The sequence below is a fragment of the Paenibacillus sp. SAFN-117 genome, from assembly GCF_051966115.1.
GTDB lineage: Bacteria > Bacillota > Bacilli > Paenibacillales > NBRC-103111 > Paenibacillus_L > Paenibacillus_L residui.
The window spans coordinates 69,969-95,265 of sequence record NZ_JBQCLK010000014.1 but is presented as its reverse complement, the minus strand read 5'-3'; the positions used below and the strand labels follow the sequence as shown (position 1 = coordinate 95,265).

Annotated in this window: 16 protein-coding genes and 10 pseudogenes; 6 read left to right on the top strand and 20 right to left on the bottom strand. The window is 48.4% G+C overall.

Annotated features, from left to right (window positions below):
* Position 1: 1 nt before the first annotated feature.
* The 3 genes from ACTHRH_RS11405 (at position 2) to ACTHRH_RS11395 (ending at position 3,588) form a co-directional block, all read left to right on the top strand.
* Positions 2-1,336: a sensor histidine kinase gene (locus ACTHRH_RS11405; RefSeq protein WP_036623462.1), complete on the top strand. Its 1,335-nt coding sequence runs from the start codon at positions 2-4 to the stop codon at positions 1,334-1,336.
* A gap of 330 nt (positions 1,337-1,666) precedes the next feature.
* Complete coding sequence (locus ACTHRH_RS11400; RefSeq protein WP_036623465.1) at positions 1,667-2,479, top strand: CPBP family intramembrane glutamic endopeptidase; 813 nt, start codon at positions 1,667-1,669, stop codon at positions 2,477-2,479.
* A gap of 707 nt (positions 2,480-3,186) precedes the next feature.
* Positions 3,187-3,588 carry a hypothetical protein gene (locus ACTHRH_RS11395; RefSeq protein WP_036623467.1) on the top strand — a complete coding sequence of 134 codons (402 nt, stop codon included), beginning with the start codon at positions 3,187-3,189 and terminating at the stop codon, positions 3,586-3,588.
* Between the two features lie 64 nt (positions 3,589-3,652).
* Here ACTHRH_RS11395 and ACTHRH_RS11390 read toward each other — a convergent pair whose 3' ends face one another.
* From ACTHRH_RS11390 to ACTHRH_RS11365, 6 genes and pseudogenes are all read right to left on the bottom strand, one after another.
* Entirely contained in the window at positions 3,653-3,880 is a 228-nt protein-coding gene (locus tag ACTHRH_RS11390) for a WYL domain-containing protein (RefSeq protein WP_115311195.1), read from the bottom strand.
* A 1-nt stretch (position 3,881) separates the two neighbouring features.
* Positions 3,882-4,628: a type I methionyl aminopeptidase gene (gene map, locus ACTHRH_RS11385; protein ID WP_036623469.1), complete on the bottom strand. Its 747-nt coding sequence runs from the start codon at positions 4,626-4,628 to the stop codon at positions 3,882-3,884.
* A 7-nt stretch (positions 4,629-4,635) separates the two neighbouring features.
* Positions 4,636-5,220, bottom strand: coding sequence for a TetR/AcrR family transcriptional regulator (locus ACTHRH_RS11380; RefSeq protein ID WP_036623471.1), 585 nt, complete (start codon positions 5,218-5,220; stop codon positions 4,636-4,638).
* 248 nt (positions 5,221-5,468) lie between these two features.
* Positions 5,469-5,591, bottom strand: a pseudogene (locus ACTHRH_RS11375) (DJ-1/PfpI family protein); the annotation flags it as partial.
* A gap of 17 nt (positions 5,592-5,608) precedes the next feature.
* Positions 5,609-5,777: pseudogene (locus ACTHRH_RS11370) on the bottom strand (IS5/IS1182 family transposase); the annotation flags it as partial.
* Between the two features lie 27 nt (positions 5,778-5,804).
* A pseudogene (locus tag ACTHRH_RS11365) lies at positions 5,805-6,235 on the bottom strand (transposase); the annotation flags it as partial.
* 394 nt (positions 6,236-6,629) lie between these two features.
* Here ACTHRH_RS11365 and ACTHRH_RS11360 point away from each other — a divergent pair.
* Positions 6,630-7,987 (top strand): annotated as a pseudogene (locus tag ACTHRH_RS11360) (IS4 family transposase).
* A gap of 459 nt (positions 7,988-8,446) precedes the next feature.
* Here the strand turns inward: ACTHRH_RS11360 and ACTHRH_RS11355 are convergent.
* Entirely contained in the window at positions 8,447-10,627 is a 2,181-nt protein-coding gene (locus tag ACTHRH_RS11355; RefSeq protein WP_213509926.1) for a C40 family peptidase, read from the bottom strand.
* A gap of 25 nt (positions 10,628-10,652) precedes the next feature.
* A pseudogene (locus ACTHRH_RS11350) lies at positions 10,653-10,949 on the bottom strand (DUF6075 family protein).
* Positions 10,950-10,969: 20 nt separating this feature from the next.
* Between ACTHRH_RS11350 and ACTHRH_RS11345 the strand changes: the two are divergent.
* Positions 10,970-11,251 (top strand): annotated as a pseudogene (locus tag ACTHRH_RS11345) (IS3 family transposase); the annotation flags it as partial.
* Between the two features lie 269 nt (positions 11,252-11,520).
* On the opposite strand, the pseudogene ACTHRH_RS11340 reads toward ACTHRH_RS11345, so the two are convergent.
* The 12 genes and pseudogenes from ACTHRH_RS11340 to ACTHRH_RS11285 form a co-directional block, all read right to left on the bottom strand.
* Positions 11,521-11,878: pseudogene (locus ACTHRH_RS11340) on the bottom strand (IS4 family transposase); the annotation flags it as partial.
* 140 nt (positions 11,879-12,018) lie between these two features.
* The gene (gene ltrA / locus ACTHRH_RS11335) at positions 12,019-13,326 is read right to left on the bottom strand and encodes a group II intron reverse transcriptase/maturase (protein WP_213595466.1); all 1,308 of its coding nucleotides are present in this window, start codon (positions 13,324-13,326) and stop codon (positions 12,019-12,021) included.
* A gap of 34 nt (positions 13,327-13,360) precedes the next feature.
* On the bottom strand, positions 13,361-13,504 hold the full coding sequence (locus tag ACTHRH_RS11330) for a hypothetical protein (protein WP_187386581.1): 144 nt from the start codon (positions 13,502-13,504) through the stop codon (positions 13,361-13,363).
* Positions 13,505-13,843: 339 nt separating this feature from the next.
* Positions 13,844-14,832, bottom strand: a pseudogene (locus ACTHRH_RS11325) (IS4 family transposase); the annotation flags it as partial.
* Positions 14,833-15,069: 237 nt separating this feature from the next.
* Positions 15,070-16,356: an ABC transporter substrate-binding protein gene (locus ACTHRH_RS11320; protein WP_055109536.1), complete on the bottom strand. Its 1,287-nt coding sequence runs from the start codon at positions 16,354-16,356 to the stop codon at positions 15,070-15,072.
* Between the two features lie 28 nt (positions 16,357-16,384).
* Positions 16,385-17,539 carry an efflux RND transporter periplasmic adaptor subunit gene (locus tag ACTHRH_RS11315; protein WP_055109539.1) on the bottom strand — a complete coding sequence of 385 codons (1,155 nt, stop codon included), beginning with the start codon at positions 17,537-17,539 and terminating at the stop codon, positions 16,385-16,387.
* Positions 17,540-17,587: 48 nt separating this feature from the next.
* Entirely contained in the window at positions 17,588-18,400 is an 813-nt protein-coding gene (locus tag ACTHRH_RS11310; protein WP_083485226.1) for a carbohydrate ABC transporter permease, read from the bottom strand.
* A 78-nt stretch (positions 18,401-18,478) separates the two neighbouring features.
* The gene (locus ACTHRH_RS11305; protein WP_440415582.1) at positions 18,479-19,384 is read right to left on the bottom strand and encodes a carbohydrate ABC transporter permease; all 906 of its coding nucleotides are present in this window, start codon (positions 19,382-19,384) and stop codon (positions 18,479-18,481) included.
* A gap of 266 nt (positions 19,385-19,650) precedes the next feature.
* Positions 19,651-20,760 (bottom strand): sensor histidine kinase, encoded by a 1,110-nt coding sequence (locus tag ACTHRH_RS11300; RefSeq protein WP_213595464.1) that lies wholly within the window; start codon positions 20,758-20,760, stop codon positions 19,651-19,653.
* Positions 20,753-21,448, bottom strand: a complete 696-nt coding sequence (locus ACTHRH_RS11295) for a response regulator transcription factor (protein ID WP_213595462.1) — start codon at positions 21,446-21,448, stop codon at positions 20,753-20,755. The genes ACTHRH_RS11300 and ACTHRH_RS11295 overlap by 8 nt, the downstream gene beginning before the upstream one ends.
* Before the next feature lie 40 nt (positions 21,449-21,488).
* Entirely contained in the window at positions 21,489-22,028 is a 540-nt protein-coding gene (locus ACTHRH_RS11290) for a VanZ family protein (protein WP_213595460.1), read from the bottom strand.
* A 284-nt stretch (positions 22,029-22,312) separates the two neighbouring features.
* Positions 22,313-23,215 (bottom strand): annotated as a pseudogene (locus ACTHRH_RS11285) (M15 family metallopeptidase); the annotation flags it as partial.
* Between the two features lie 367 nt (positions 23,216-23,582).
* On the opposite strand from ACTHRH_RS11285, the pseudogene ACTHRH_RS11280 reads away from it, so the two are divergent.
* Positions 23,583-25,209, top strand: a pseudogene (locus ACTHRH_RS11280) (IS5 family transposase).
* Positions 25,210-25,297: the final 88 nt, after the last annotated feature.

Below are 25,297 nucleotides of genomic sequence, written 5' to 3'. Positions count from 1 at the left end.
GATGAGAACACTTCGTATTCGTTCGTTTACTATACTGCTTTTCTTCTTCTTAATGTTAGTGCCGTGGATCTTTTATGTGACAACACACTTCATAGAGACAAAAACGCTCAGCTTCGCAAAAAACGGAGCTCAAGCCGAGATTCTGCAAGGACAATGGATCGAGAAGATCGTACAGCTGATCGAAACCAATTCGAACAAATGGAGGGATCCGAATTGGCAAAACCAATTGCATCATGAGTTGCAACAAGCGAAAATGGAAGCGGCTATTCTATCTGCATCAGATCAAGAAATTTACCGTTCTAATCCACAGAGCCATGGCATATTGCCTTCTACCGAACGGTTCTCCATTATAGAGGACGGGCATTTGCTCGGAAAGGTCATTATTTATCTTCCGAAGTCAAATGCGGCTAAGTTCATTTCGATATTTACCGGGCTATTGTTAGCTTTTTTTATTGTCGGTGTTGAAATGCGAAGGTTTCTTCTTAAGCCTCTCGAAAAGATGAGCTTTGCAGCCAGAAAAGTCGCTGCAGGAGATTGGGACGTAGAGTTGCCTGGATCCTATATCACCGAAATCTCTGAGGTACGCGATGCATTCGAAATGATGGTGAATGGAATGCAAAAAGCTTTTCAAAAACAAGCGGAATTGGAAGAAGAGCGCCGATTCGTCATTACAGCTGTCGCTCATGATTTGCGTACCCCATTGTTCGCTTTACGAGGTTACTTGGATGGTCTGGAACAAGGCATTGCCCAATCCCCGGATAAAATAACCAAATATTTGGCCGTTTGTAAGGAAAAATCGGCGCAATTGGACCGGTTGGTAGAGGACCTGTTCACATTTACAAAGATGGAGCATGTGCAGATGGATCTTCATCATCAGAAGATTGATATTAAATTCATCATCCTGAAATCGATTGACAGTTTAAGTCCGCTAGCTCGCCAAAAGAACCTCTCGATTTCGACCCATATTGAAGACGACTGCTTCATTAACGGTGATGTGCATTTATTGGAACGAGCGATGAACAATTTGTTGGATAATGCCGTCAGACACACACCCTCGTATGGTGAAATTGTTGTTCAATGTTATAAAGAAGGTAACAAAATAAAGTTTATGATCCGTGATACCGGCCCGGGCTTCTCCTCGGAAGAACTACATCGAGTTTTTGAACCTCTATATCGTGGTGAAGCATCTAGAAATCGTTCAACTGGAGGTAGCGGATTAGGGCTGACCATTTCACAACGAATTGTAAGGCTTCACGGAGGTGAGCTCTCCGCAGGCAACCATTCGGAAGGCGGAGCGCTGCTAACGGGTTGGATACCTGTAACTAACCCAGGCTAAAATCGAAGAACGAACGTTACTGGACAATTTTCCTGATCACAATAAGGAAACATCCCCTGAAGTTCTTTGCTTTGTGGGATAGCGCCAGCAGATAAAAGGCATACCTCAAATACCCTGATTGAAAAGCCATGATACCAAAAGAATTACAATTAGCCATGGAGCCTCCGTCTTGGACGCAGTTTCCGCTCATGTTATGATAACTTAATCAACACAAATCATTTCCGAAAGGTTGAGATTTTCCTGCCATCGGTAACGACCATTGCAATGAAGCTCTTGGGAAAAGATCCTGAGAGCTTTTCATTGTAGATGAACAGAAAAGGAGAAATAAACATGATTCGGAAATCAGCATTGATTGTGTATCTGATCATTTCTTTCGGTTGGACATGGGGGTGTTGGATTTCAGCTTATCGGTGGAGCAGATCGACAGACCATTTTTTACGAACGGATATGACGATTTTTCATCTTGCCGGAAATTTTTCCATTGTTCAACTGTTATTCGCACTAGGCGTGTTCGGTCCTTTGCTCGGATTCCTTGCGGTCCGTACCCGAGAGGGAGTTATACTGTTCAGACGTCCGGGTCGAGCTGATATCCGTTTCGCATTATCTATTCCGATCGTGATCGCAATTCCGATGTTCGTACTCAGCATCCTGCTCAGCAGTTTGGCGGATGCAACATGGCAAGCGGTTGCGTTATCCGTAATCGGATATTTCATTTCAAATGTGCTGACAAGCGGAACCGAGGAGTTTGGTTGGCGCGGATATCTGTATCCTTATTTGAAGACAAGGGAACAAGATTTCTGGCACGCTGCATGGAAGGGGGGCTTCATCTGGGCATTATGGCACTATCCGTTGCTCTTTATTTTGTATGTGGACGCGGGGCTGGCTGTTCTTGTGCCTTCTCTGATTGGATTTACAGCGTCCATCGTCGCCATGAACTATATCACCAATTTTATCTTTGAACGATCAGGCTCCATCCTGCTTGTGATGGTGTTGCATGCCTTGAACAATACGGTCAGTTTTACTTTGATCAGTCTGTACCCGGAAACACCGTTCACGATTGTGAGCAGTCTGATGGCGTGGGCGGTTGTCGGATACTTGGAGAAAACATGGACAACTGGCGGCTGGCCGAGGACGAGTGAATGAACAGATCAATGTAGTGGTAATCTGGCAAGATAACTACTGCATGATATCCCGTTTCAGTCATTCGGCGTCCATTTAGCCGTACAGTGGTGAGAGCCACTACCCGCTGCTCGTGTCTGCGATCAGCCAGTTCGCTATCGACTGACGCGACAGTTTCACCCCTGACCGCATAAACAGTTGTTCCTGACGATAACGGTGCAGCACCCCACGTATTTCTGATTCACCACAATCGATGGCGAGGTCGAGTGCCCAGACACCATGGGCACAGGTATGAGACAGGTGAGGATTGGCGCGTATCGTTTAAGCAGGGCATGCTGAACATTTCGCTTTTTAGCCGTGCACGACGGGTCTAGCGTGCAGCAGCGCGATGATGACGATAAAGCTCCTGGATGACCAGCAGTTCTTTGACAGACCTCGTGTCAGCCGAGTTGTCGCCGCTCGCTTTCGTTGACGAGAGCTGGGCGGCGATTTCTTACGCTTGGATAATTTCGCAGAGCTCATTTTTTCTTGAGCAGTGTGTGAACGAATACTGGTAAGCAGTTTTAATTAGTCGAATATAAAAATAAAACCCGGATAAATCTTTGATCGTCTCGATCTGTCCCATCTTGAGCATCTCCCCGTCCCCATAACCTTTCGCTTCTCTCTATGAATAGGATACAGGAGTCTTCTGTTGCGGTCTATTCCCCCACGATTTATTGGGGGATTTCTGCTTGTTTTTTCCGGGGATTTCACTTTGCTCTTTCGGGGTACTTTTAGTCTACATTACACACTCGATTAGCCGGCTGCCCGAAGCGTTGGATCTTCCTGTCGAACCGCGCTTGCACACGAGTTATCTGCCGCAGGAGATGATTCGTTTTATTGGTCGTACATGGGAGGGGGCGCCTCTTGAGGAGCATCATCTTATTGAATTTTCCCGTTTTTACTACAAAGAGTGGCTTGAGCGGTTGAATCGGCAAAAACCGCGAATTGAACAAACGAAAAAGGCCTTTCGTGACTCCTCCCTTCAGATGGATGAGATCGACCAAGAGGTAAAACGTTTGGATAACAAGTGGGAGCACCTTCATTCGTCTGTTGAAGAAAAAAGGGAAACCTTTAAAAAGGTTATGAAATGAAGCAAATTGAACTGCAGATGATCGGAGAAGCCGGATCTTGACGGGAGATCAGCTGGGGTTCCAATCACGTGCACGATTCATCGTATAACGGGCACATGGTTTGCGCTTCCGCCCGGACCGCGTCCCTCATCTCGGCGGGCATGAGCGCTTTCGCTTGTCTTCCATAACCGAGCACAATGGAGCAAGCGGAGTCGAGCGTATGGAACTCGACCTCCTCCTCGACCCATCCATTGGCAGGCAAAGCTGTGGCAGCCTCCGCAGCCGACCATCCCGTTGGTCGACTACTAATCATTCTATTGCGCCGTCAGGATTTGTGGACCTTCAGCCGTGATGGCGATCGTATGCTCGTATTGGGCGGCAAGCTTACGGTCCAGCGTCCGCGCGGTCCAGCCGTCCGGATCGATTGTCATGTAATAGGTGCCTTCGGTGATCATGGGCTCGATCGTGAACACCATGCCTTCCTTGATGCGGGGGCCTTTGCCGGGATTGCCGATATGCACATAAGTCGGCTCCTCGTGCAGGTCACGACCGATGCCATGGGCGAGAAGGTCGCGCACGACGCCGAAGCCGTGCGACTCCGCATGCCGCTGGATCGCGCTTGTCACGTCACCGAGCCGATTGCCGGGCTGCGCCTGCGCGATGCCGAGGTCAAGGCATTCCTTCGTGACGCGCATCAGCTTCTCGGCCGTAGGCGAGATCTTCCCGACCGCATAGCTCCAGGCCGAATCGCCGAGCCAGCCGTCGAGCTCCGCAACCGTGTCGATCGTCACGATATCGCCTTCCTCAAGTGGCTTATCGCTAGGAAATCCATGCGCGATCACGTCGTTGACGGAGGCGCACGTCGCATATGGATAGCCCTTGTAGCCCTTCTCGTATGGCTTGGCGCCATGCTTCAAAATAATGTCCTCGAATATGCGATCAATCTCGTTCGTCGTGATGCCCGGTTTGATGAGCGGGGCGATCGTGCGATGGCATTCGGCCACCACTTGGCATGCCTTGCGGATGGCCTCAATTTCATGCTTGCTTTTTAGGATAATCATGTTCGTATCAGGACTCCTTCGTAATAGCTTGCATTGCGAGCTGGGCGATTCGATCGACGTCCAACTCGGAAGCGCCCGTATAGTAGCGTAGCCCGCTGCAGCCGACCAGCACGACAAGCATATGGTCGACGCTGTCGTCTTCGCGCCGGGCGATCGATTGAAGCGGGACGTACAAGCGTTCCATGAATCGTCTCTTGACGGGGTGCCGATCCTTCTCAGGCAAGCCTGCATAATGTTCCGCCGCCATTTTGTAGACGAGATATGCGCGGGCATCCGACTGCCACAGCCGGAGCAACGCCTTGCAATACGTCAACAGTTGACTATCATTCGGGCTTCCGCCTCTGATATTCGCCCATTCTGCCAGGGCTTGCTCGCATCGCTCGAAGCCGCTATCCAGCACATCTTCGATTAATAAATGTCGGTTGGGGTAATAATGGTATACCGTGCCGTAACCGAGTTTGGCCTCGCGGGCGACGTCGCGAATATCAAAGCTGCCTCCCGTGCGGAAGTAGGCGTGCGCGGCGGCGTCCAGGATCTGTTCTCTGCGCTGCATGCGGATCAGCTCATTTTGTTCTTTGGTACGGGGGCACATGGACGAATGAACCTCCTTGTTTAGACCTGCAAATTTGTCGATGAAAATATAATAAAGCATGGGGCGAGGAGATGCAAATATTCAGGCGACAGTAGCAGCATTAAGTTCCTCACGGATAACGATCGTTGAACTTTGCTCAGCTGCGAATCTCGAAAAGCGAGCCCCATGTAGAGAAAGGGAGCTCGCTTTTTTAAACGATGATTTTGTCTTTCGTTGTGTCATAAAAGCGAGGCAGCAAGTTGTACAGATTAGGGCGATTTTGGACTCATATTAAAGTCGACCGGCGCAATGCCTTCCGCTCGCCACACCGTGCCTCTTTTCTCGTACTCGAATAACTGTTCTACAGCATTCGCGATTTGGGGCCCTGATTCGGGTTTGCTGAACGATTTTTATCCCGCGCTTCATTCAGCAAATTCAGATCGGTCGGATACGCCACATCCGCCGGGGCGCAGGTGGCGTCCACCAACAGTGTCCCTTGATTCGGTTGTTCTGGCGTTTCCGACGCCGCGGTGGAATCGATGGCCTCATCGGTCTCAAGTTCGGACGCTTCCGGTGGCGCCGCCGATCACGTTGCTTGGATCGTTGTCATCGTCTCTCATTTCCTTCGCGCCCTCGGTGGCGATGATCTCGTTCAGCTCGGCCAGCACGTCCGTCAGACGTTTGCGGAAATGCGTCATCATGGAATGGTGGAACGGCGGCTTCATGACAAATCCGGGCAAACCGATGAAGTATTGCATATAGGGATTCTCGCTGATCGACGCCAGGGTTTCTCTATCGGTCAACTGCATGCGCTCCTGAATGATCAGCGCGCCGAGCCCATCCGCAGGCTGATCGTTTGCTGACCGCGGAAGGTGTCTTTGAAGAAACGACCGTATTTCTGTTCAGCCGCCGCCCACGACACCAACTGAGCCAACTGAACCCAGCGATTCCCTTCATCCAGTTTTCCGCCGAAGGGAAGAAAGAAATCGCCAGGCAGGATCAATTGATTGTCGAGGTGTGCTGTCGTCTTGAACATTTTCATCGCTCCTTCTGCAAGGATTTTGGGCTGTTTTCCGAAGATTCCTTTGCATATGATTTCGACATACAAATCCCGAATCCCTTGTGCTTACTCGACCGAACCCCATAATACTGGAGGTACTCTTCTTTTTCAAAGTTCAATATAATTCATTACAGGAATAGCTCCTAACATTTTTTGTTTTAACAAAAGAGTAAGCGATTACAGTAGGCAACGGAGTTCCTTGATTTTCTTTTATGTTACATAACTCAACTTTTGCACCTAGAAAATCAATGTAAAACCAGTTGTAGAACGGTCTTACGGTCTGTTGAATAGCCAGCTTGCCAAAATAGAAAAACACCACTTCGTTTGGTAAAGTGAGAGTGTCAAGCCATCACTACCAGACAGAACCATCATGATAGACCATCAGCCCGATCTGAATCAACTGCCAAACGAATTAAAGCCTGCTTTTCAAGAACTGAAAGTGATGAAACATCTTCAACAAGCCGGATTCCGTAAGCGATTTGGCTTTAGCTGTGCTCGGCTATTCCAACTCGTCTTTGTCCTTCTGTTTCACCAGAAGAATTGGTTTCGACTGCTCGAGAGCAGCAAGGGCGACTCCTTTCCCGGCAAGGATGCCGTCTATCGTTTCCTCAACCATGCAGGCTTTGCCTGGCGTCGTTTTCTGACGTCGCTCAGCGTCGCGACGGTGCAGAAGGTCAGCGTGCTTACGTCGGCAGATCGGACACCGTCTTCATCGTCGACGATTCCATGTTCGAACGCAACCGCAGCAAAGCCGTTGAGTTGCTGGCCAGGTTCAAAGATCATGCCACCGGCGCTTATTACAAGGGATTTCGTATGCTCACCATGGGATGGTCCGACGGCCATACCTTCCTGCCGCTGGACTTCGCGCTGCTCAGTTCCGGCAAATCTGCCATTAACGGCATGAACGAGAAGATCGACAAACGGACGAACGGGTATAAGCGACGTCAAGAAGCACTCCTGTCGGCTCCGCAGGTGATTGTATCGATGTTGGATCGCGCGCTTGCCGCCGGAGCCACGGCCTCCTATGTCTTGATGGACAGTTGGTTCACGCACGCGCCCCTCATTGGCGAGATCGCCTCCCGCGGGCTCGACGTGATCGGCATGGTCAAGAACGACAATAAGCGTTTCCTTGTTCAAGGCCGGAAGCTGTCGCTCAAAGAACTATACACCGCAGCGTCTCCGGTGCAAAGCAAGAAACGAGGCATCCTTCGTTCGATTCGAACCGAGCTTGCCTCCGGCATACCGGTTCACGTGGTATTCGTCCGTCATCGCACGAAGAAGAACGAATGGCTCGCGGTGCTGACGACGGATCTTTCCCTCTCCGTGGAGGACGTGATCCGTATTTACGGGATCCGCTGGGGCATCGAGGTCTTCTTCAAGTGCACCAAGTCGCTGCTTCGTTTGCAGAAGGAGTTTCAAGGCCGCTCCTATGATTTACTGATCAGCCATACGACGATTGTATTCTCCCGCTATATTTTGCTGGCCTGGCAGCATCGGCAAAGTACGGATGCTCGCTCGTTCGGCGGTCTGTTTTATGTGTTGTGCGACGAAGTTGGCACATTGGACTGGGCCATCGCCTTGCAGCAACTGCTCGATCTGATCAACGAAATCACTACGAAAGCAGGAAAAAAGCTTTCGGCTCTGATTCAACGTCAACTCCAGCAATGGATTGCAACTTTACCCAGCTACATCAAGGCCTGTTTGCCCATTTCATGCTGCGAAAGTTGAGTTACATAACCCTTCCCTCCCATTAAATTTCATAGCTATCAGAAAAAGATACTGAAGCAATATCATGTTGTCTACTATATGATGACGATTGAAATCAGAATATGTAACAGAAGAGATCAAAATTATTATGTTACTATCTTTTCTGATTCTTATGAAGTCGCTTTTTGCGGATTGGATGCCCGTTACAGAACAAACATTGTCATTAGTTTTGAAAAAGAATATTACGTTACCTCGGGCAACACCTACAGAGTGGTGACAACAGCCACTATCAAAGAGAGGAACAGAATTTTAGAAACCGCAACTAGCACCTCGGCCCAAGTAAAATACTAACTATTTATTTGAACCATTAGAAATAGACAATAGTAGCGGTAGAGACAATAATCGTTTATAATGAAATTATAATCCGAAAGCATCGGTCAAAGTAACCTCGGGAGAGTTTTCCCCGGGGTTACTTTGTTTTTAGCTATAAACATTTTGTACGTTCATTTGAAACGGCCGCCCATACAGCACCTGTTGATCGGCGTCAAACAAATTCCGGTAAACCACTTGTCCGCGAGTGGATGAAGCATCGACGACCTTGCCGTTTCCGGCATAGATGCCAACATGGGTAATGTCCATAAACCGACCATTGCTGGCATAGCTCCAAAAGACCAAATCGCCCGGAGCCAAATCTTCAAAACGGATTGTCCACCCGTTATCGACACAATGTCTGGCTTGTTCAGCCGCCGTCCGCGGCAACTGAATGCTCAACTGCCGGTACACCCATTGAACAAGATAACTGCAATCTGTATAGCGGTCTTGCCCGGCCAAAACTTGACTGTATGGATCGCCCAAGCGAGTCAATGCCAAGCGGACAGCTTCACCGCCCCATTCCCCTTTCGGCAGATCGTGATAAACGATTTCAAGCTGCTCAGTCGTTAACCCAACATCCATATCTTTACCGAGAAGCGCGAACATGAGCGGGCGGAACTCCGCCGACAACATTTCATGCATGATCTCTCTTTGTTCGATTGTAAAGTCGTAGATGTCGGCCTGCTGCCCAGCAGTATGACTGGCAACTGTAATGTGCAATACCGATTCATACCAGGTTATCGTTTCCTTACTCGTGCTCCCATCTTCATGTTCCACCGTAATCGTTTCCCTGTGTTCAATCGTTTCCACGTAAGAGTCCAGTTGATTCATGTCCCAAAAGACGGAGCGAATCACATCCACCCGAGTGGCGTCCAGTGTGGCTACGTCCATGCCGTTTTCGCTGTCCATTACGGTACGAACCGCAAAGACCGCGATGACGTCCATCCAGTTATCGATGCGAGTATTATCAGCGCTTCCGAGATAATGGATTTCTACACGATCCACTGAGCCTGCATCCCGACGTATGTCCTCCAGTCGGACAGCAAATTCGTTGTCGATGTCTTGTACGATGTCAGAAAGCGGCAATACATCGCTATCCGTATTATCACTGGAGACAAAGATGCCAAAAGGAGATGATACAACCGCAGCAACAGCCATCATGATGCATAGCAAGATGATCACCGTACCGCTAACACCTAAAAGAGCGATCATGCCTTTGGCGAGTACCGCAGTCATTTTCTCCGCTACACGAATCATGCGAATGTTCCATCTGGCAACAGCTTGCAGCCGCTGCTTTGAACGGTGCATGGTCATCAATCGAAAGGCTGCTTTTTGCGCTTCCCTGGCTTTATGTTTCATCCTATCTGTTGGATTATGGACCTGTCCTTTTTCTTGGCTAGACTGATGAATCGGTTTTACTGAATGGGAAAGCACCTTGATGACTTTGCCGCCCGTTTTGACACGCCCGGATACACCTGCATGCGGCTTCACCAGCTTATGAGCGGAAGAACGAACGGGGGCGGGATTTCGTTTCCTCCCGATTGTCATTTCGCCGGGTTGTAGACTCGAACGTTTGTCACGAGAACGCACGGTAGTCTTGAATAGGGTGTTCGTGGTCGTGACACGCTTCTCGACAGGTTTTGACATCGGGTTTGACTGGGTTTCACTTTTAGCTTGAGCTTGGGGTTGTTGAGCTTGTTTCCGACTGACAATCCTGGCCCGCACCATTCGATGAATATAGCGTTGCTTCCCTATCACTGTTTCGGAAAACAAAGGATATTTCCCGCCAACAGGCTTCCGCAAACGCAATGGACGCTTGGTTTGGGAAAATGAATGTACAGCCTGACGATTATCTCTTCCTTGTATGGCACCTGTTGAATGGGCGGACAGCGCTTGTTGTTTATCAGAAACAACCGAACGTTTGCTCACTTGAATGCCGCTTCGCTTACGTGAACGCCGACCGCTCGCCGTTTCCCCCGATTGCTGAGGCATGGTTTCTTTCTCCTTCGCCGTCCCTATCAAGCGCTCCCGTTTTTTCCGAAGAAGACGAATTGCTCCTTTGCTCACACCTGGAATGATGCGCATCCCCTTGCGCAGCGTGGTTTTTGCCGCCCTCACGGATTGATTTTGCGCGTACACCACAGAGGAACCTGTAGATTCCGAATCATGGCGATTAGATGACTTATGTTTGGAACGTACATCGACAGACTTTGCTTTTGCCATCAAGTTGGAGAAGCGATCCAGCTTCTTAATGTTCTTCACCCGTGTCCTTGTCTTTATATCCTTCATCAAAGTTGCCCTCCTGGCATATCCATTAACGGGTTGGACCGTTCATACGTTGGGGAACCCGGTCATGGCTCCTGCAATATTCCGGATAACGCAAGCGAATCGCCTCAAAGAAATAAGGCGCATAACGACAATCAAACAACTCGTGCGGCGTGGAATCCCGTTCCTGCTGTTCTTCTGCCCATCCGTTCCACAGATTAAAGGCCAAGCGGCTTGCTCGAAGGGAAGTACCTGTTTGCTAGGAAGCCTTTAAACCTTTCGGTCGGATGCTGTCGTTTGAAAAGTCAAACAAGTCCTGAACATGCGTCCTCGTTTCTCGCGTCAAGCCTAACGTGTAAAACAACGCACGATGATAGACACCATGAGTACCAACAACGGCTCCTAAAATACGGGATGAAGGGCAGCATGAGCCGCAAGGGCAACTGCTACGACAACGCCTGCATCGAATCGTTCCACAGCATACTCAAAAAGGAACTCGTTTATCTGGAAAAGTTCAAGACCCGCAAGGAAGCGCAAAGCAAGATTTTTGAATATATCGAGTTTTTCTACAATCGCAAACGAGTCCATTCGGCGATCGGGTATCTCACACCCATTCAATGCGAACAAATGTACGATTATGTTGCGTAATTTTCTCGATTCCATGTGTCCAATCTATTGACAGAGGTCCAGTATCTGTTGCCGAAAAAGAATTAAAAATGGCCACTTAATGCTGTCGCGATTACATCTTGGTCTGTAACCAGCTTTACATGTACGGAAAACTGAACAAGGTGAAGAAAATCCCGTTGAAGGTGGAAGCTAGTGAACTGGTGGTGCCCGAAGAATTAATCAAGAGAGTTCAGAAGAAGCAGGAAGCTTTTTAAGAACGGCTCTGTTAAAGTTAGTTGTTGTTAATTGACTCAACTTTCGCAGCTTAATTTTCCGAACAAAGCCTTGATATAATTAGGCAAACTCGCAATCCATTGCTGGAGTTGACATACTACGGCAGACTGATCCCGCTTGGATTTCACTTCCGTAAATGCCATGAAAAATGCGATCAGATGTTGCAAAGCCGTTTTGAGATCCAGGTCTCGAACTTCGTCGGAAAACAGGAAAAACAGACCACCCAACGACAGCGCGTCGTTGTTGTGACGGCGTTCCCATTCCATCACGAGATAACGTGTAAACACGATCGTGGTGTGGCTGATGAGCATATCAACGACCTTGAAACTCCGTTCCCAGCTTCAGGTACGATTTGGCAAATTTGAAGAACATCTGTCGGGTAAAGGACTGGCGCGGTGCTCATAGCCCGTTCCCAGCCCCTCCCCATAAGAACTGCTCGTGAGGTTTTCCCTCAAGCAGCTCACCCCGTAAACTTCGTCGAAAGGGTTATGAGACCTATCACATAGCGGACACTTTCATCGGAACCCATCTGCGTTTTTCAAGGGATGGACTTTCCAGTCCCAGTATAGCCCCAACACGCCATAGAGGTATTCGTTACTCCATCTCCGCCATCCAATGCTACTTTTTCGTCTCCGTTTCCTTCTGGTCAGCAATGTCCGGATTTTCATTTCTGTGTAATCGCGCACTTCACTGAATGCATCACTGGAATTTCCCACCCGAAAATAGTTCACCCATCTAGCCAATATCGCATTGATTTGTTTCACGATCTCTTTGGCCGGTTTCGCACCTCCGTTTCGAATCACTTCACGGATTCGCGCTTTCACCGCTATACGGGCTTTCTTTTTCGGTGTCATGAGGATGAAATGGCCGGTTTTGCTTCGGTTCTGTATTCGCCTTAGATCGAATCCCAGGAATGCAAAAGCGTCGCCTTTCAAAGCATTGACCATACGGGTTTTCTCCAAGTTGAGTTCCACACCAAGCGGTTCCAATTGTTCGCGTAGTCGTTGCAGAGCAAGCTCGGCCCAACCGCGTTTGCTGGAATGCCCACTCACGGTAATCAACATGTCATCGGCAAAGCGATGGTAGTTGACGGCTTCGAAGTCTCCTTCCGCCGTTTTCCGTCGGATCGCATCAAACATCCAGTCCACTTCATTTAGGTAGATATTGGAATCCAGTGGTGAAAACGGGCCCCCTTGAGGTACGCCGATCTTCCCTGCTGCCTTTATCACCTGTCTGACGAGCTGCATCACTTGAGGGTCTTGGATGCGTTTTGCGATTTTATCCAGCAATATGGTGTGTCTTATGGTGTCAAAGTAGCGCGACAGATCGACGTCGATGACCATCGTCATTCGACGCAGTACGCTGCGCCGCACTTCTGACAGTGCTTGATGGGGAGAGCGTTTCGGTCGAAAACCATAGGAGTTCGGGCAGAAGTCTGCCTCGAAGATCGCCTCCAGTATCAGTTTCAGCGCACCTTGCACCACGCGATCTCGAATACTTGGAATTTGCAACGTTCGCATTTTTCCGTTTGCCTTCGGGATCTCTACTTTACGGTTGGCTTGTGGGCGATACGTTCCCGCTTGAAGCTCCTCTTGGATGTTTTCCAGAAACGGGATGACCCCTTCGCATTCCACATCTGCAAAGCTTTTTCCGTCAGTACCGGGGGCACCGCCGTTTTTCTTCGCTTGTTGGTACGCTTCCTGAAGGGTAGTCATCTTGGTGACATGTGTGAATAGTCCCCAAAATCGATGTGTAGGTTCGGCCTTCGCCTTTCGATATATCCGCCGCCTTAGCTCCTGCAAATTGATGGGTGTTTTTGTCATGGCACCCTTGCCTCCTTTGGTCGTACGGACTTGCTTACAGGTCCGGGTCCTTCCCTCCCCGCGCGTTTTGCTGCACGCGAATCATCAGTACTACAACCCGATCCGCCACCCTGGCACCTGCCTGTCCCATTTCCCGATCACGGTTATAGGAACGGCCTCCTCGATGAGATTTCTTCACCGGGTGCCGAGGGCTTCTCCAGTTTCCACAACCTCTTTCCCTCCATGTCGCCGCTGATACCCCGCCGGTGAGAACTGCCGTTTCAGACTCTTTCGGTCAGTTCTTACTGCTTTCGCGCGTTATCGACCGTCTCAGCCACCGGATTTGCGTGTTACGAGGCTACGTCTGCGTTCACTGCACGTTACAACCTGGAATTTTGCCGCATTCCTAATGAATGTTTGTCAGAGGGCTCCATCGGTTCACTTTCGTTCCGCGATGCCTCTCAGGCTACGGGAGTGTAGTCTTTTCCCCCGGTCGGACTTTCACCGACTAGAAGTTGTGTCCTTAACTGGACACGCCAATGCTCCAACGCATGCCGTAGATGCGAACGATTTCAGCATCTTCCAACGCCAAATCGGTGCTGAGCAGAACCAGCCAATCCCGCCGCCGATGGCGGTTTTGCACAAAGACCAGTTTGATCGGTAAACCGCAGGCAGTTTGAACGATGACCGAGCCAAGGATTTCTTTGTTTTTCTGCTTTGGCAACAGGGCATACAGTTCATGGAGCGTCAGGCTTTTTCCGTTGAACCGGTATCGTTGTTTCATCGCCTTGACCATCCCAATGACATGTAGACCTTTCGCCATCAATTCACGCAACAGAGGCGCTTGGGTAAACCAACTGTCCATCAGGACAAAGTCAGCGCTGAATCCCGCCTGGATCGCTCGATCAAGCAGAGCCGCCACGGCATCCGGTTTGCGTGAAAGTGCCTCGATGCGGCGTTTGTAGCCTTGGGTACGCTTGGACGTTCCTTCATCACGCAAAAGCGATTCGTCAGCTTGGCCGAGCTGAGCATGACAAAATCGATGGGCGCAAAGCTGAAGCCATCCGACCATCCGAGCGTGAGCATGTTGTAGCCGCGAGCATATCTCCTCGTCGTATGATCGAAGACGCGAGCCAGCAACTCGGCTTTCTTGCTGCGATCCCTGCGAAGAACCGAATCATCAATGATGAACGTTCGAACGCGGGACGAAGAGGTTAAGGAATCAAAATGCTGAACGACCTTCAGACTCAAGGCATGCAAAAATCTTCGCCAGGCAAAGCGTGGATGGTTTATGAATCGATAGACTACATCTTTGCCAGGCAACGACTGGCGGTCGCTATGCAGATGACGAAACCAATTGCGCCCTTCGAACACGAGCGTAAAGATCAGCTTAAAAATGACCAGACTGGACAATCCGAACGACTTCGAAATACCGGCTTTACGCAACAGTTGTCCGATTTGCAAAGCGGAAAATAAAGCAGAGATTCGTTCTTGCCCCTTTTCAGACAGGAAGTTGTGTTGTACCATAGAGTTACGCTCCTTTCTGTTTGGGATGGGAATACTATCCACTTCCATTTAACCAAACGGAAAGGTGTTTTTCTGTCAAGAACGAGATTTTTCAATAAGAAATCCTGGTAATATCAAGGCTTAACACTAATTTTCAAGCTGCGAAAGTTGAGTAAATAATAGCACTCGGCTAAAATCGGTTTGTTGCTATTTTGAAAAGTAGCGCCCAAAGATACGCTACTTCAATTTAAATGCTTTCTACTCGTTCAAATAGGTTGTCACTCTGTTCTGGATCAGCTCGGCAACTTCTTCAGCAGTTTTTTGCTCACTAAAGAAGGCCATAGATTCTTCTCCTACAATTGAAATTACCTTGCCATCCGCTGCCGAATGGTTATTTGCAGTATGAATGAACTTTTTGAACTTGGCAAATTCATCATTCGTCACTTTCGGCGCTTTCCCGTCTGGCGTCTTATACGTTCCGTTTTCCACTTGTTCCTGCATCTCGTTCAATTGCTTCTCATTCACAGATTTCAGCAGCGAAAATCCTTGTCTTTCTTGCAACGATTGCCCTTCTTCCGATAGCATGAAGGCAATAAACTTCCAGGCCTCCTCTTTCACCGCGGATTGGGCTTGAATGGCGAACTGGGAGGCGAGAACAATTCTCGTTCCTCCTTTTTGTTCCGGTTTTTGCAGCAGCTTCGGATTGGAGAAATAAAAATGCAAATCATTGATAAAATCTGCCGGCGATCTCAGAACGGTCGAATAAAACATTTGCTTGCCTATATCCGCCGGTTCTGAAGTCATGACCTGATTATCGTACATATCTTTTATTTGCTGCATTGCTTCTACGAACGATGGAGAGTCAAACAATGCCTTTTTCGCCGCGGTATCAACAAACTCGGAATACCTGTCCACAACCATTTCTTGCATGCGGAAATCAGGTGTTTCCCCCGCCATGGCATAACGACGTTCCGCACCGCTCTCGCCTAACGTCTTCGCAATATCTTCAAACTCCTTCCAAGTCCAATTCTGGTCGTCAATACTCGTGTTCCCGAGAAGATCCCCATCACCTACAAACGCTCGCAGGCTGAATCCGAAAGGCATGGCATACAGACCATCATTTGATTTTATCGCATCCAAAATATTTATTTGCAAATCGCCATGATTTAGTGTATCGTCTTGCTTCATGAGCTCCTCCATATCCAGGAGAAGGTCCTTGTTCACATAATCTTTGGTTGGCAGACCGCTGACTTCAAAGATATCCGGACCTTTGCCCGATAGTATTGCTGTATTTGTCGTTGTTTGGTATTGTTCATAATCTTCTATAACCTGAATTTGCAAATCGATATCCGGGTACTTTTCCTCAAACTTTTTTTCTGCGATTTCATAAAATGAGCTCGCTTGTTGGACAGACAACGTAACGATAGTTTTCCCCTCTTTATTTACCGGTTTCTGGCTTCCCGATTGATCACTTCCCTCAGAAGCGCATGCACTCACCAACAGAAATAAAATGCCTATAAACACCATAAATGACCACTTTTTCATCGAATAAATTCCTCCTGTTAAAATTAGCTTATTGCAGACGAACACGGTTTCCGTCTTGTAAAGGCTCGCTGCTTTCCAGAATTAACAGATCGCCCTCATAGAGACTGTCGGCCAGAAGCAAGGCTTCATGATCATTCCTTTCACTGACCTGAATGCGCACTTTACGAGCAACGAAAACATTGCCCAATGCTCCTCTCTGCTCGTCAATTTTATAAACAAACATTCCGTCACGCTCATAATGAATGGCCTCACTCCAAACAACCAGTCCTTGCTGGCGGGAGCGTTTCTCAATATTGACCCATGCTCGCTCACCCCCTTTTAGCTCGGCATTGAAGACGTTGATACGTATCAGCTTCCGTGGAATCGTACGGTTCAGACCAGTCAAATCAACGGATTCGATTCTCGGCTCTGCATCCACCATTTCGATAATCGTTCCTTCAAGGATACGGGTCTGTTGTGCCTGAACGCTTTGTACCTCGACCTCTACCTTCGTCCCAACTGATATATCCAAGTGGGTCAACAGCGTAGAATCGGCGGGAATATCCAACTTGTAGCCCAAGCTATCATTTGAGATTCGAACATCCGGTTCTCCCATAAATGCCATTCCTTCGACTGCACTCAATTGGGTTACAATCCCGTCGAACGGAGCGATCAACTCCTGTCCGCTTGCCAAACGGTCTCTCAACTCGTTAATGTTTCGTTCCTGCGTGTCTAGGTCAAGTTTTAGCGATTCAATCGCGCGGCTAGCGATTCGTGTATCAAGTTCATCCCCACCCTGTGCTGCCTCAATGAACTGATCCTGAAGATTTTCCAGTTCAATATTCATTTTCTTCAAGTTGGCCATTTCATTTTCTAATTCTCGTTGTGCCGCTGTACTGTCATATTCTATTAGCTTTTGCCCCGCTTTCACACGGTCTCCTTCCTTTACGAAGATCTTTCGGACCTTCCAACCGGCAGGGTTCGTTAACCTCGCTTCTTTGAGCGGTTCCAATATGCCGCTTCCCTCAATCGTAAATGTCAAGTTTCCTGTAGTCAGCGGTTCCGTTCTTACTTTCGGCAAGGTTAATGATTGAATGGTATTTCCGAAAAAAGTAAGCAGCAACAACAATCCTAGAAAAACAATAAAGGCAATTTGAATCATTCGTTTGCGTCTGCGATCAACTTGTTCGTTTGCTAACCCCATATTCAGTCTTCTTCCTCCTAAAACATTCCGTTGGAAAGATTGCTCCTATTACCCCTTGATGCCGGATAATTGAATGCCTTTAATGAAATAAGTTTCCGCATAAAGAAATAACAGCACCATGGGGGTCATATACAGCACGGATGCCGCAAAAGCGATCCCAGGTTCATCATTGATCCTGGACAAGTACACAGATAACGGATGCCTGAACGGATCGTTCAGAAAAATTAGCGGCTGCTCTACCATGTTCCAATAATCAACAAATAAGAGAACGACGAGCGCAGCAACACCTGGTTTCACCATAGGAACAATCATCGTGAAGAAAATCCGCAAATGGCCGGCCCCGTCCAACTTCGCCGCTTCAATATAGGCATACGGAATATGTAGCATGAACTGTCGAAGCATAAAAACACCGAAAGCTGCGAAAATGCCAGGCCATATAATGGCATTCGGGCTATTCAGCAGCCCCAATTTATCCGCCATAATATAATTCGGCACTAGTGTCACCTGAAACGGCATGAGCATCGTCATGACATAGACGATAAACAGACGATCTCGGTAACGAAACTGCAACTTGGAGAAGGCATACGCAGCAAACGCCGAGACCAAGATTTGCCCAACGATGATCGGCACTACCAACAACACCGAATTCCAAAACAACATTAAATATCGGGGACTTGCCACCAACACTTCGCCATACTGCTTCACAGATACATGATCCGGCAGCAATTTTAAATTTCCATAACGGTTTTTCCCCCCTTTCATCGCTTCATTCATCTGTCCGATAGATCCATAATTGATATCGATTTCCTGGGCTGTCATGAATGAATTAGTGAACGTGACCACAATTGGAAATAAAAACATAAGCGCAATTGTGCCCAACACGACTGTGAGGCCAATTTTTCGAATGATTTTGTGAAAATTATCCAAAGACTCTCACCTCTATTCCATGAACTGCCGATATCGGCGTTCAAGCGCAAACAAACCGATGACGATCAAAAGAATACAACCGAACATCATGGTCGCCGCGGCTGTCAATTTCTGAATATCCAACGACGTGAACATGTTGTTCATATAATGTTGCATCATATAGATACTGTCATGCGGATAGTCTCCTGCGATTAAATACGTTTCCCGAAATACTTTAAACGAGTTCATAATCGACAAAATGACGACAAAGAACATCGTGGGAGTTAGATAGACAAGAGTGATGCTGCCAAACTGCCGTAAGCGCCCAGCTCCTTCCACATGCGCGGTTTCATAATAATCCTTCGGGATTTGCTGCAAACCCGCCAAAAATAAAACGACGTTATAGCCAATGTTCTTCCATAAATAGACGACAATAATGACATATCGGGCAGCATCGGTCTTCATCCAGTCCACGCGTTCAGTTCCGAAGCTGCTCAGCCAGGCGTTTACGGATCCGTTCCAATCGAACAACAATTGCCAGACGAACACAATTGAGACAACGGGAACGACAAGCGGCAGCACATAGGCGGTCCGCAACCATTTTTGCAAATATAAATTTGCATTCAGCAGTACCGCAAGACCTAGCGACAGTGTGAGATTAAGCGGAACGCTAACCGCGCTAAAATAAAATGTATTGGTCACTGCCTTGCGGAAGGACTCGCTCATAAGCAACTCGCGGTAATTATCCAAACCCGCAAAATGACGATCTACCGGGCTGTCTACAAATGAATAAAATACTCCCATGATAAATGGAACAAGGTAAAACAGTGCGAATCCAACAGCGCTCGGTGCGAGAAATAGCCAGGCTACCACCGCATCCTTGCGCATCCATTTCATGATCTTCCTATCGTCATCTTGTCTAAAAAACCGTTGCTTCATTTACGCTTCCTCCAACCAGTCTTACCAGTACTATAAAAAGAACAGTTTAAAGAATAAGTAGGGTAAAAATAAAATTTTTATTAAATACCGTCCAACATTGAACGGACGATCCTCTTTGTTTGCAGTCTCAGTGATAACACGCTTAGAACATAAAAAAACACTTATTCATTCTCAGTTTCCTCCCATTGATGCTTTCATTTGGGAAAACTGATTGAAGAATAAGTGGAGAAAAAACAGAAATCACGCAGTGTCCAGACACATCCTAGTTACTGATGCGCTGTAGGTGCGTTGCTTTGCGGGAGACGAACTTCAAATAACGTGCGAACGGGATCGCTTTGCGCTGAGATCGTGCCCCGATGCTGTTCCACGATATTTTTCGCAATAAACAGACCGATACCGGAGCTTCCTTCCCGCTCAGTACGCGCTTTATCGACCGTGTAAAACATATCGAAGATATACGGCAGCTCCTCGGGGGGAATGCTATGACCATAATTAATCACTTGAACTGCTGCATTCTCCGCTTCTACTGTGCAATGAATATCTATATACTGGCCATCCTTGCCATAACGGATAGCGTTCGTAAGGAGATTCTCAAATACGCGCGCCAATAATTCACCGTCGCCCCAAATCGTCACATGCGGAGTTACATGCAAACGGGTTGTCAGGTTACTTCTTTCTAAAGCAGGGTATAATTCCTCGTTTAATTGGATGAGAAGCTCGCTAAGATCGATCGGTTGTTTGTTCATCTTTAGCTGGCCGTAATTCATGCGGGCGATTTCGAAAAGCTCGTCAATCAGCTTCTCCAGCCGTTGCGACTTGGAAAAAGCAATGCCTGTATAGTGCTTGATCTGGTCATTCGTCAAATTATCGTCCTGAAGAATAAAGTCCAGGTAGCCCAATACGGAAGTGAGCGGCGTTCGCAAATCGTGAGCCAGATTCAACACCAATTGTTCTTTACTGTTCTCTGCAAAGTCTCCCCTCTCCAGCGCTTGCTTCAATTTTTCACTAGCCAGATTGATATCCCGCGCAATATTTTCGAACTCATCATTAGACCGGATGTTTATTTTGCTGTTGAAGTCGCCGTTTGCCAGTTGATTGATTCCACGCGATATTTCGTGAAAATAAAGGGAATACCGTTTCGTGAGGAGAAAGAAAAAATAAAAGGAGAGAGGAATAAAAATAATCAAGAAAAAATTGAGGTCCCCGATTTCTCTCATGAAATAACGGATTTTAGTCGTCGGGTCTTCATACTTCGTCGTATGATAATAGAGCTGAAACACTTTAAAGATCAGAAAGGTGATCGCACCAGAACAAAGTGTGCTTAAAGCAAACAGCTGAATCATTTTAAACCGGAAACTTCGGATCTTATTAGCCATTGAACGTATATCCCACTCCCCAGACGGTCTTGATCCATTTGTTCTTATGCTTGTCTTCTTCGAGCTTCTTCCGCAATGTTCGTATATGCACCATAACTGTATTGCTGCCTTCGTAGTAGGCCTCCCCCCATACATGTTCGAAAATATTTTCTGTGCTGAAGACTTTCTTAGGATGGCTGGCCAACAGGTACAAGATGTCAAATTCCTTCGGGGTTAGCTCAATCGGGTTGTTATACAAAAAAACGGTTCGTTGTTCAGGATGGATGACCAGACCGCGCGCCTGCAGAACGGCTGTGTTCGAAGCTGCCGATGGATTGAATTGCAGCGCACGGCGCAAATGCGCATTTACCCGAGCGACCAGCTCCATCGGGTTGAACGGTTTGGTCACATAATCGTCCGCTCCTCTGACCAGTCCTGTAATTTTATCAAGATCAGTTGCTTTGGCGCTTAAAAAAATAATGGGCAGATGGTGACTTTCCCGGATTAGCTGCGTCGCTTCGTAGCCGTTCAGATTCGGCATCATGATATCGAGAATCGCCAAATCGACAGACTGCGTCCGAATGATCTGTACGGCTGCCAGCCCGTCAGAAACTTTAATACAGCGATAGCCCTCTTTGACCAGATGCAGTTCTATCAAATCGGCAATTTCCGGTTCGTCATCCGCAATTAATATAGTGATCGATTTCATAATCCACCTCAAGTAAATATGTTGATTGAACTACATCGTATCAGAACTTCTTCGCCAGAACAACGGCGCGCGGAGCGCCCGGAACGGCGGATGCCGGCGTCGTCAGCCAGGATCCCAGTCTGTAGGCGACGAAGCCGAGCATGCCTCCAACGGAATTTAAAATAAGGTCGTCCACGTCGAACGTACCGAGCGAAAATAACACTTGGGCGCTTTCCAGCCCGAAACTTACCGCCAAGGAGCGCCATAGCGTCCCCGCCAATGTCAGCTTTCCGGCCTTCGCAAGGACATTAAGGAACATGCCGAACGGGACAAAGATCGCAATATTCCCGAACAGGTTCGTCAGGCTGTGTACGGTCAACGCATCAAGCGCTCTGGCAATTTCCTTCAAGGGAACCAGATTCCCAGCTTGCAGTCTGGCAACGATATATTCCGGATAAGTCACGGTTCGCAGAAGCTGCTCCCATAGAAACGCAACATCCACCCGGCCGAACTTGAATAAAATTATTTTGAGCAGCGCGTACATGTAGAAAGCAAACAATAGCCGAACGCTCCAATGTTTCAACCGGTTTCCTGCTCTCATCTGTTCTCCTCCTTTGGTATCGAAACCTCCGGCTTCTTAACTTCCTGCATCCCGTCCTCCGGAACCGCACCCGCCGGCTTCTCAAGCGCCGGATCGGTGTCCGCTGGCGTATCGCTAGTCGGCGCATGGGTCGTCGGCGTATCAATCTGCGGTTTATCGTTCGGACGATTGCCGGTTGGAGCCCCCTCGTTTGTCGGCGTATCGCTTGTCGAGGAGTCGTTTTCCGGTCTATTGTTTGTTGGAGTATCGCCGCTCAGAACACCGTTCGCTGGCGCATCGCCCTGCCCGGAATATACTGTCACAATAACACCATCCATATTGTTGCCCGAAATTTCATAGCGGCTATCCGCCGGCACATGAATCGTGGTATCTTCGAGAACAGAATAGTAATAAATGGAATACTCTTCGTGGTTTATCGTGGTCTTTATCGATTTCTGTTCCTTCAAAAAGTCCAAATATTCCTCCAGAACAAAATTGTTCTCATACATAATAGCGCTATGCGGCAAACCGACATAACGATAATGCCATGGTTCATACGGGGTCCCTGTAATATTTGTTTTGTCCTCCGGATAGCGCAAGATAAAGCCGTATTTCCAGGCGTTCTCTTTCAGCCATTGTCCTTCAGCAGCAGACTCCATCTTCCCTTGCGTTGATCCGATATCCACCGCCAAACCGAGATTATGCTCACTAAAGCCTGCCGGCAGCGCGTATCCAGGCTCTTTTTCCTCGTATAGCTTGCTCTGTTCCTCTTCGTCCCGATAGCCGCTGGTGAGCATAAAGTGGTTAATGCCATCCTGATGTGCCGCTGCAATCATCGCAGATAATTTTTGTGCCAAAAAAGGCGTCAATCGGATCGAGTTATCCAAGAGTCCGTATCCGTTGATCAGCTCCGGATTTTTCGCCAAATTGACCGCATCGGATACGTTAGTCCCCGGAGGTACAGGATGATCTTCATTGATCAGCAGCAAATGGCCTTTGTAAACCTGATCCTTTGTTATCCGAACCGGCATCCCGTCCCCTTTAAGATCCTCATCCAAATCCTCATCCAGATCCTCATCCAGTTTTTCATCCTCTACTTGGTGGTTTTCTTTCGGCACATTTTCATTATTATCGGGTTCCGGTTTATCCTGGATAACGGCATAGCCAATAATTAAAAGGATGACAATCCCCAATAGCCATTTCTTCATTCGTAGTTTCCTCCTTATCTTTCGTCTACTATAGAGTAGGGGAAACTATTTAAAAAGAAATGGGGCTAAAATTAAAATTTTTATTAAATCGTTATCGAAAACTAACAAACGGGTTAGTGTAAAATCTTCGTGGGATTAAGATCTGGAAAAGCGAACATCGGAAAAGAGCTTCATCCTGGATACAGTGATGTTTACCAATAACACACCGTAAGGAGGAAGCTCTTATTCATTACTTAGGGCTTGCTGAATGGTGAAAAAAAGGCTGAAAACCGCATAACAATAAGGATTTTAGGCTCTTGATGTCGAATTCATATGTAAAGGAAAGCATGGAGAACGGGCCCAAATCCTTGCAGATGGAGTGACAAATGTGTTCAAGCCGACCGCGCATCTCGACAATCAATTGATCCTGCCAGGCGATTTCTTTTTGCCCTTTGGCGGAAAGCTGGACGAAGAGAATCGTTGGGTTCAGTTGGCGCGGTTAGTGCCATGGGCAGAGGCCGAGAAAAAATACGGACCGTTTTTCAAAGACACCTTCCGCGGCCAGCAAACGATCAGTTTGCGGATGGGGCTCGGGGCGCTCATCATTCAAGAGAGAATGCAGTTGACCGACAGAGAAACCCTAGAGTCGATCAACGAAAATCCATACATGCAATACTTCATCGGTCTGCCCGGATTCGTCATGAAGCAACCGTTCCATCACTCGATGATGACGCATTTTCGGAAGCGTCTGACGGATGTGCTGGCTGAGCTGAATGAGGTCGTCGCCACGGCAGGCGCGAAGGAAACGAAGGACCATGACGACAACAACGTTAGCGGCGGCGGAGGGAAAGTAAAGCGGTCGAAGAAGCGCGCCTCTGTTATTGAAGCCGAACAGCAAACACTGTTCGCGGAACCACAAGTCGAACCGTCAGCAGCAACATCTCCCGTGGAGCAGACGGCCGCGGTGCCCGAGCCTCTTGAAGCGACCGCGCCTCCTTCCGAAGGGCATCCGGTATCGGCCATGGAATCGGAAGCACCTGCGCTACCCAATCAAGGGACGGTGCTCATGGACGCTACCTGCGCGCCAGCGGATGTGGCGTATCCGACCGATCTGAATCTGCTGAATGAAGCGCGGGAGAAGCTCGAATCGATCATCGATACCCTGCATGTGCCGGCCGTCAGCAAAGCGACGAAACCGCGCACGTACCGCGAAAAAGCGCGCAAGCAGTTTGGCGGTGTCCAAGCAACGCAGGCCGGGACCCAAAGTGATCCGCAAAGCAATCAGGCGGCAGCTCGGTTACGTTGGACGGAACCTCTCCATCATCGCCGAGCAAGCCAAGGTGCAACCGCTCACGCTGCTTAGCCGGAAAACCTATCGCGACCTGCTGGTGATTCATGAACTGTACCATCAGCAACTTCAAATGTGGAGCGAGCGTTCTCACCAGATGGAAGACCGGATCGTCAGCATTCATCAGCCGCATATCAGGCCAATCGTGCGCGGGAAAGCCAAGGCACGCGTTGAGTTCGGAGCCAAGATTGCGGTAAGCATGACAAATGGCTATGCGTTCCTTGATCGTCTGTCTTGGGATAACTTCAACGAGAGCACGACGCTAATTGGCGTGATCGAGAAGTACCGTGAGCGCATGGGGACCTATCCGGCTGTCGTCCAAGTGGATCAGATCTACCGCACGCGCGAAAACCGGAGCTTCTGCAAACAGCATGGGATTTGGCTCAGTGGGCCGGCATTGGGACGAAAGCCTAAAAACGGTCCGTCAAGTGAAGATAAGCAAGACGTCAAACAGGATACCGGGGAACGAAACGCAATTGAAGGCAAGTTTGGAGAAGGCAAGCGCAAGTATGGGCTTGGCTGTATTCGCGCACGCCTCGCCAAGACAAGCGAATCGGTGATTAAGCTGCAACTTCTCGTGATGAACCTGGAGCGCAGGCTCCGCGTTCTTTTTTGCCTTATTTTCGCGATGCTGTCTCGCCGGCGCCTAGCTCTGAAATTCGGATAAAAATCGTTCAGCAAGCCCCCTACTTAACCACAAGAATCCCAACATTGAAAAAGCTGGAGCAATGGCTTTCGGAAAATGCAAGAAGAGT

Bases quoted from the DNA above. Each gene is read 5' to 3' on its own strand.
- ltrA (WP_213595466.1), bottom strand. From the start codon at position 13,326: ATGACAAAAACACCCATCAATTTGCAGGAGCTAAGGCGGCGGATATAT.
- ACTHRH_RS11305 (WP_440415582.1), bottom strand. From the start codon at position 19,384: ATGAAGCAACGGTTTTTTAGACAAGATGACGATAGGAAGATCATGAAA.
- ACTHRH_RS11400 (WP_036623465.1), top strand. From the start codon at position 1,667: ATGATTCGGAAATCAGCATTGATTGTGTATCTGATCATTTCTTTCGGT.
- ACTHRH_RS11380 (WP_036623471.1), bottom strand. From the start codon at position 5,220: ATGTGCCCCCGTACCAAAGAACAAAATGAGCTGATCCGCATGCAGCGC.
- ACTHRH_RS11405 (WP_036623462.1), top strand. From the start codon at position 2: ATGAGAACACTTCGTATTCGTTCGTTTACTATACTGCTTTTCTTCTTC.
- ACTHRH_RS11300 (WP_213595464.1), bottom strand. From the start codon at position 20,760: ATGGCTAATAAGATCCGAAGTTTCCGGTTTAAAATGATTCAGCTGTTT.
- ACTHRH_RS11320 (WP_055109536.1), bottom strand. From the start codon at position 16,356: ATGAAAAAGTGGTCATTTATGGTGTTTATAGGCATTTTATTTCTGTTG.
- ACTHRH_RS11295 (WP_213595462.1), bottom strand. From the start codon at position 21,448: ATGAAATCGATCACTATATTAATTGCGGATGACGAACCGGAAATTGCC.
- ACTHRH_RS11390 (WP_115311195.1), bottom strand. From the start codon at position 3,880: ATGATTAGTAGTCGACCAACGGGATGGTCGGCTGCGGAGGCTGCCACA.
- ACTHRH_RS11290 (WP_213595460.1), bottom strand. From the start codon at position 22,028: ATGAGAGCAGGAAACCGGTTGAAACATTGGAGCGTTCGGCTATTGTTT.
- ACTHRH_RS11310 (WP_083485226.1), bottom strand. From the start codon at position 18,400: ATGTTTTTATTTCCAATTGTGGTCACGTTCACTAATTCATTCATGACA.
- ACTHRH_RS11315 (WP_055109539.1), bottom strand. From the start codon at position 17,539: ATGGGGTTAGCAAACGAACAAGTTGATCGCAGACGCAAACGAATGATT.
- map (WP_036623469.1), bottom strand. From the start codon at position 4,628: ATGATTATCCTAAAAAGCAAGCATGAAATTGAGGCCATCCGCAAGGCA.
- ACTHRH_RS11355 (WP_213509926.1), bottom strand. From the start codon at position 10,627: ATGAAGGATATAAAGACAAGGACACGGGTGAAGAACATTAAGAAGCTG.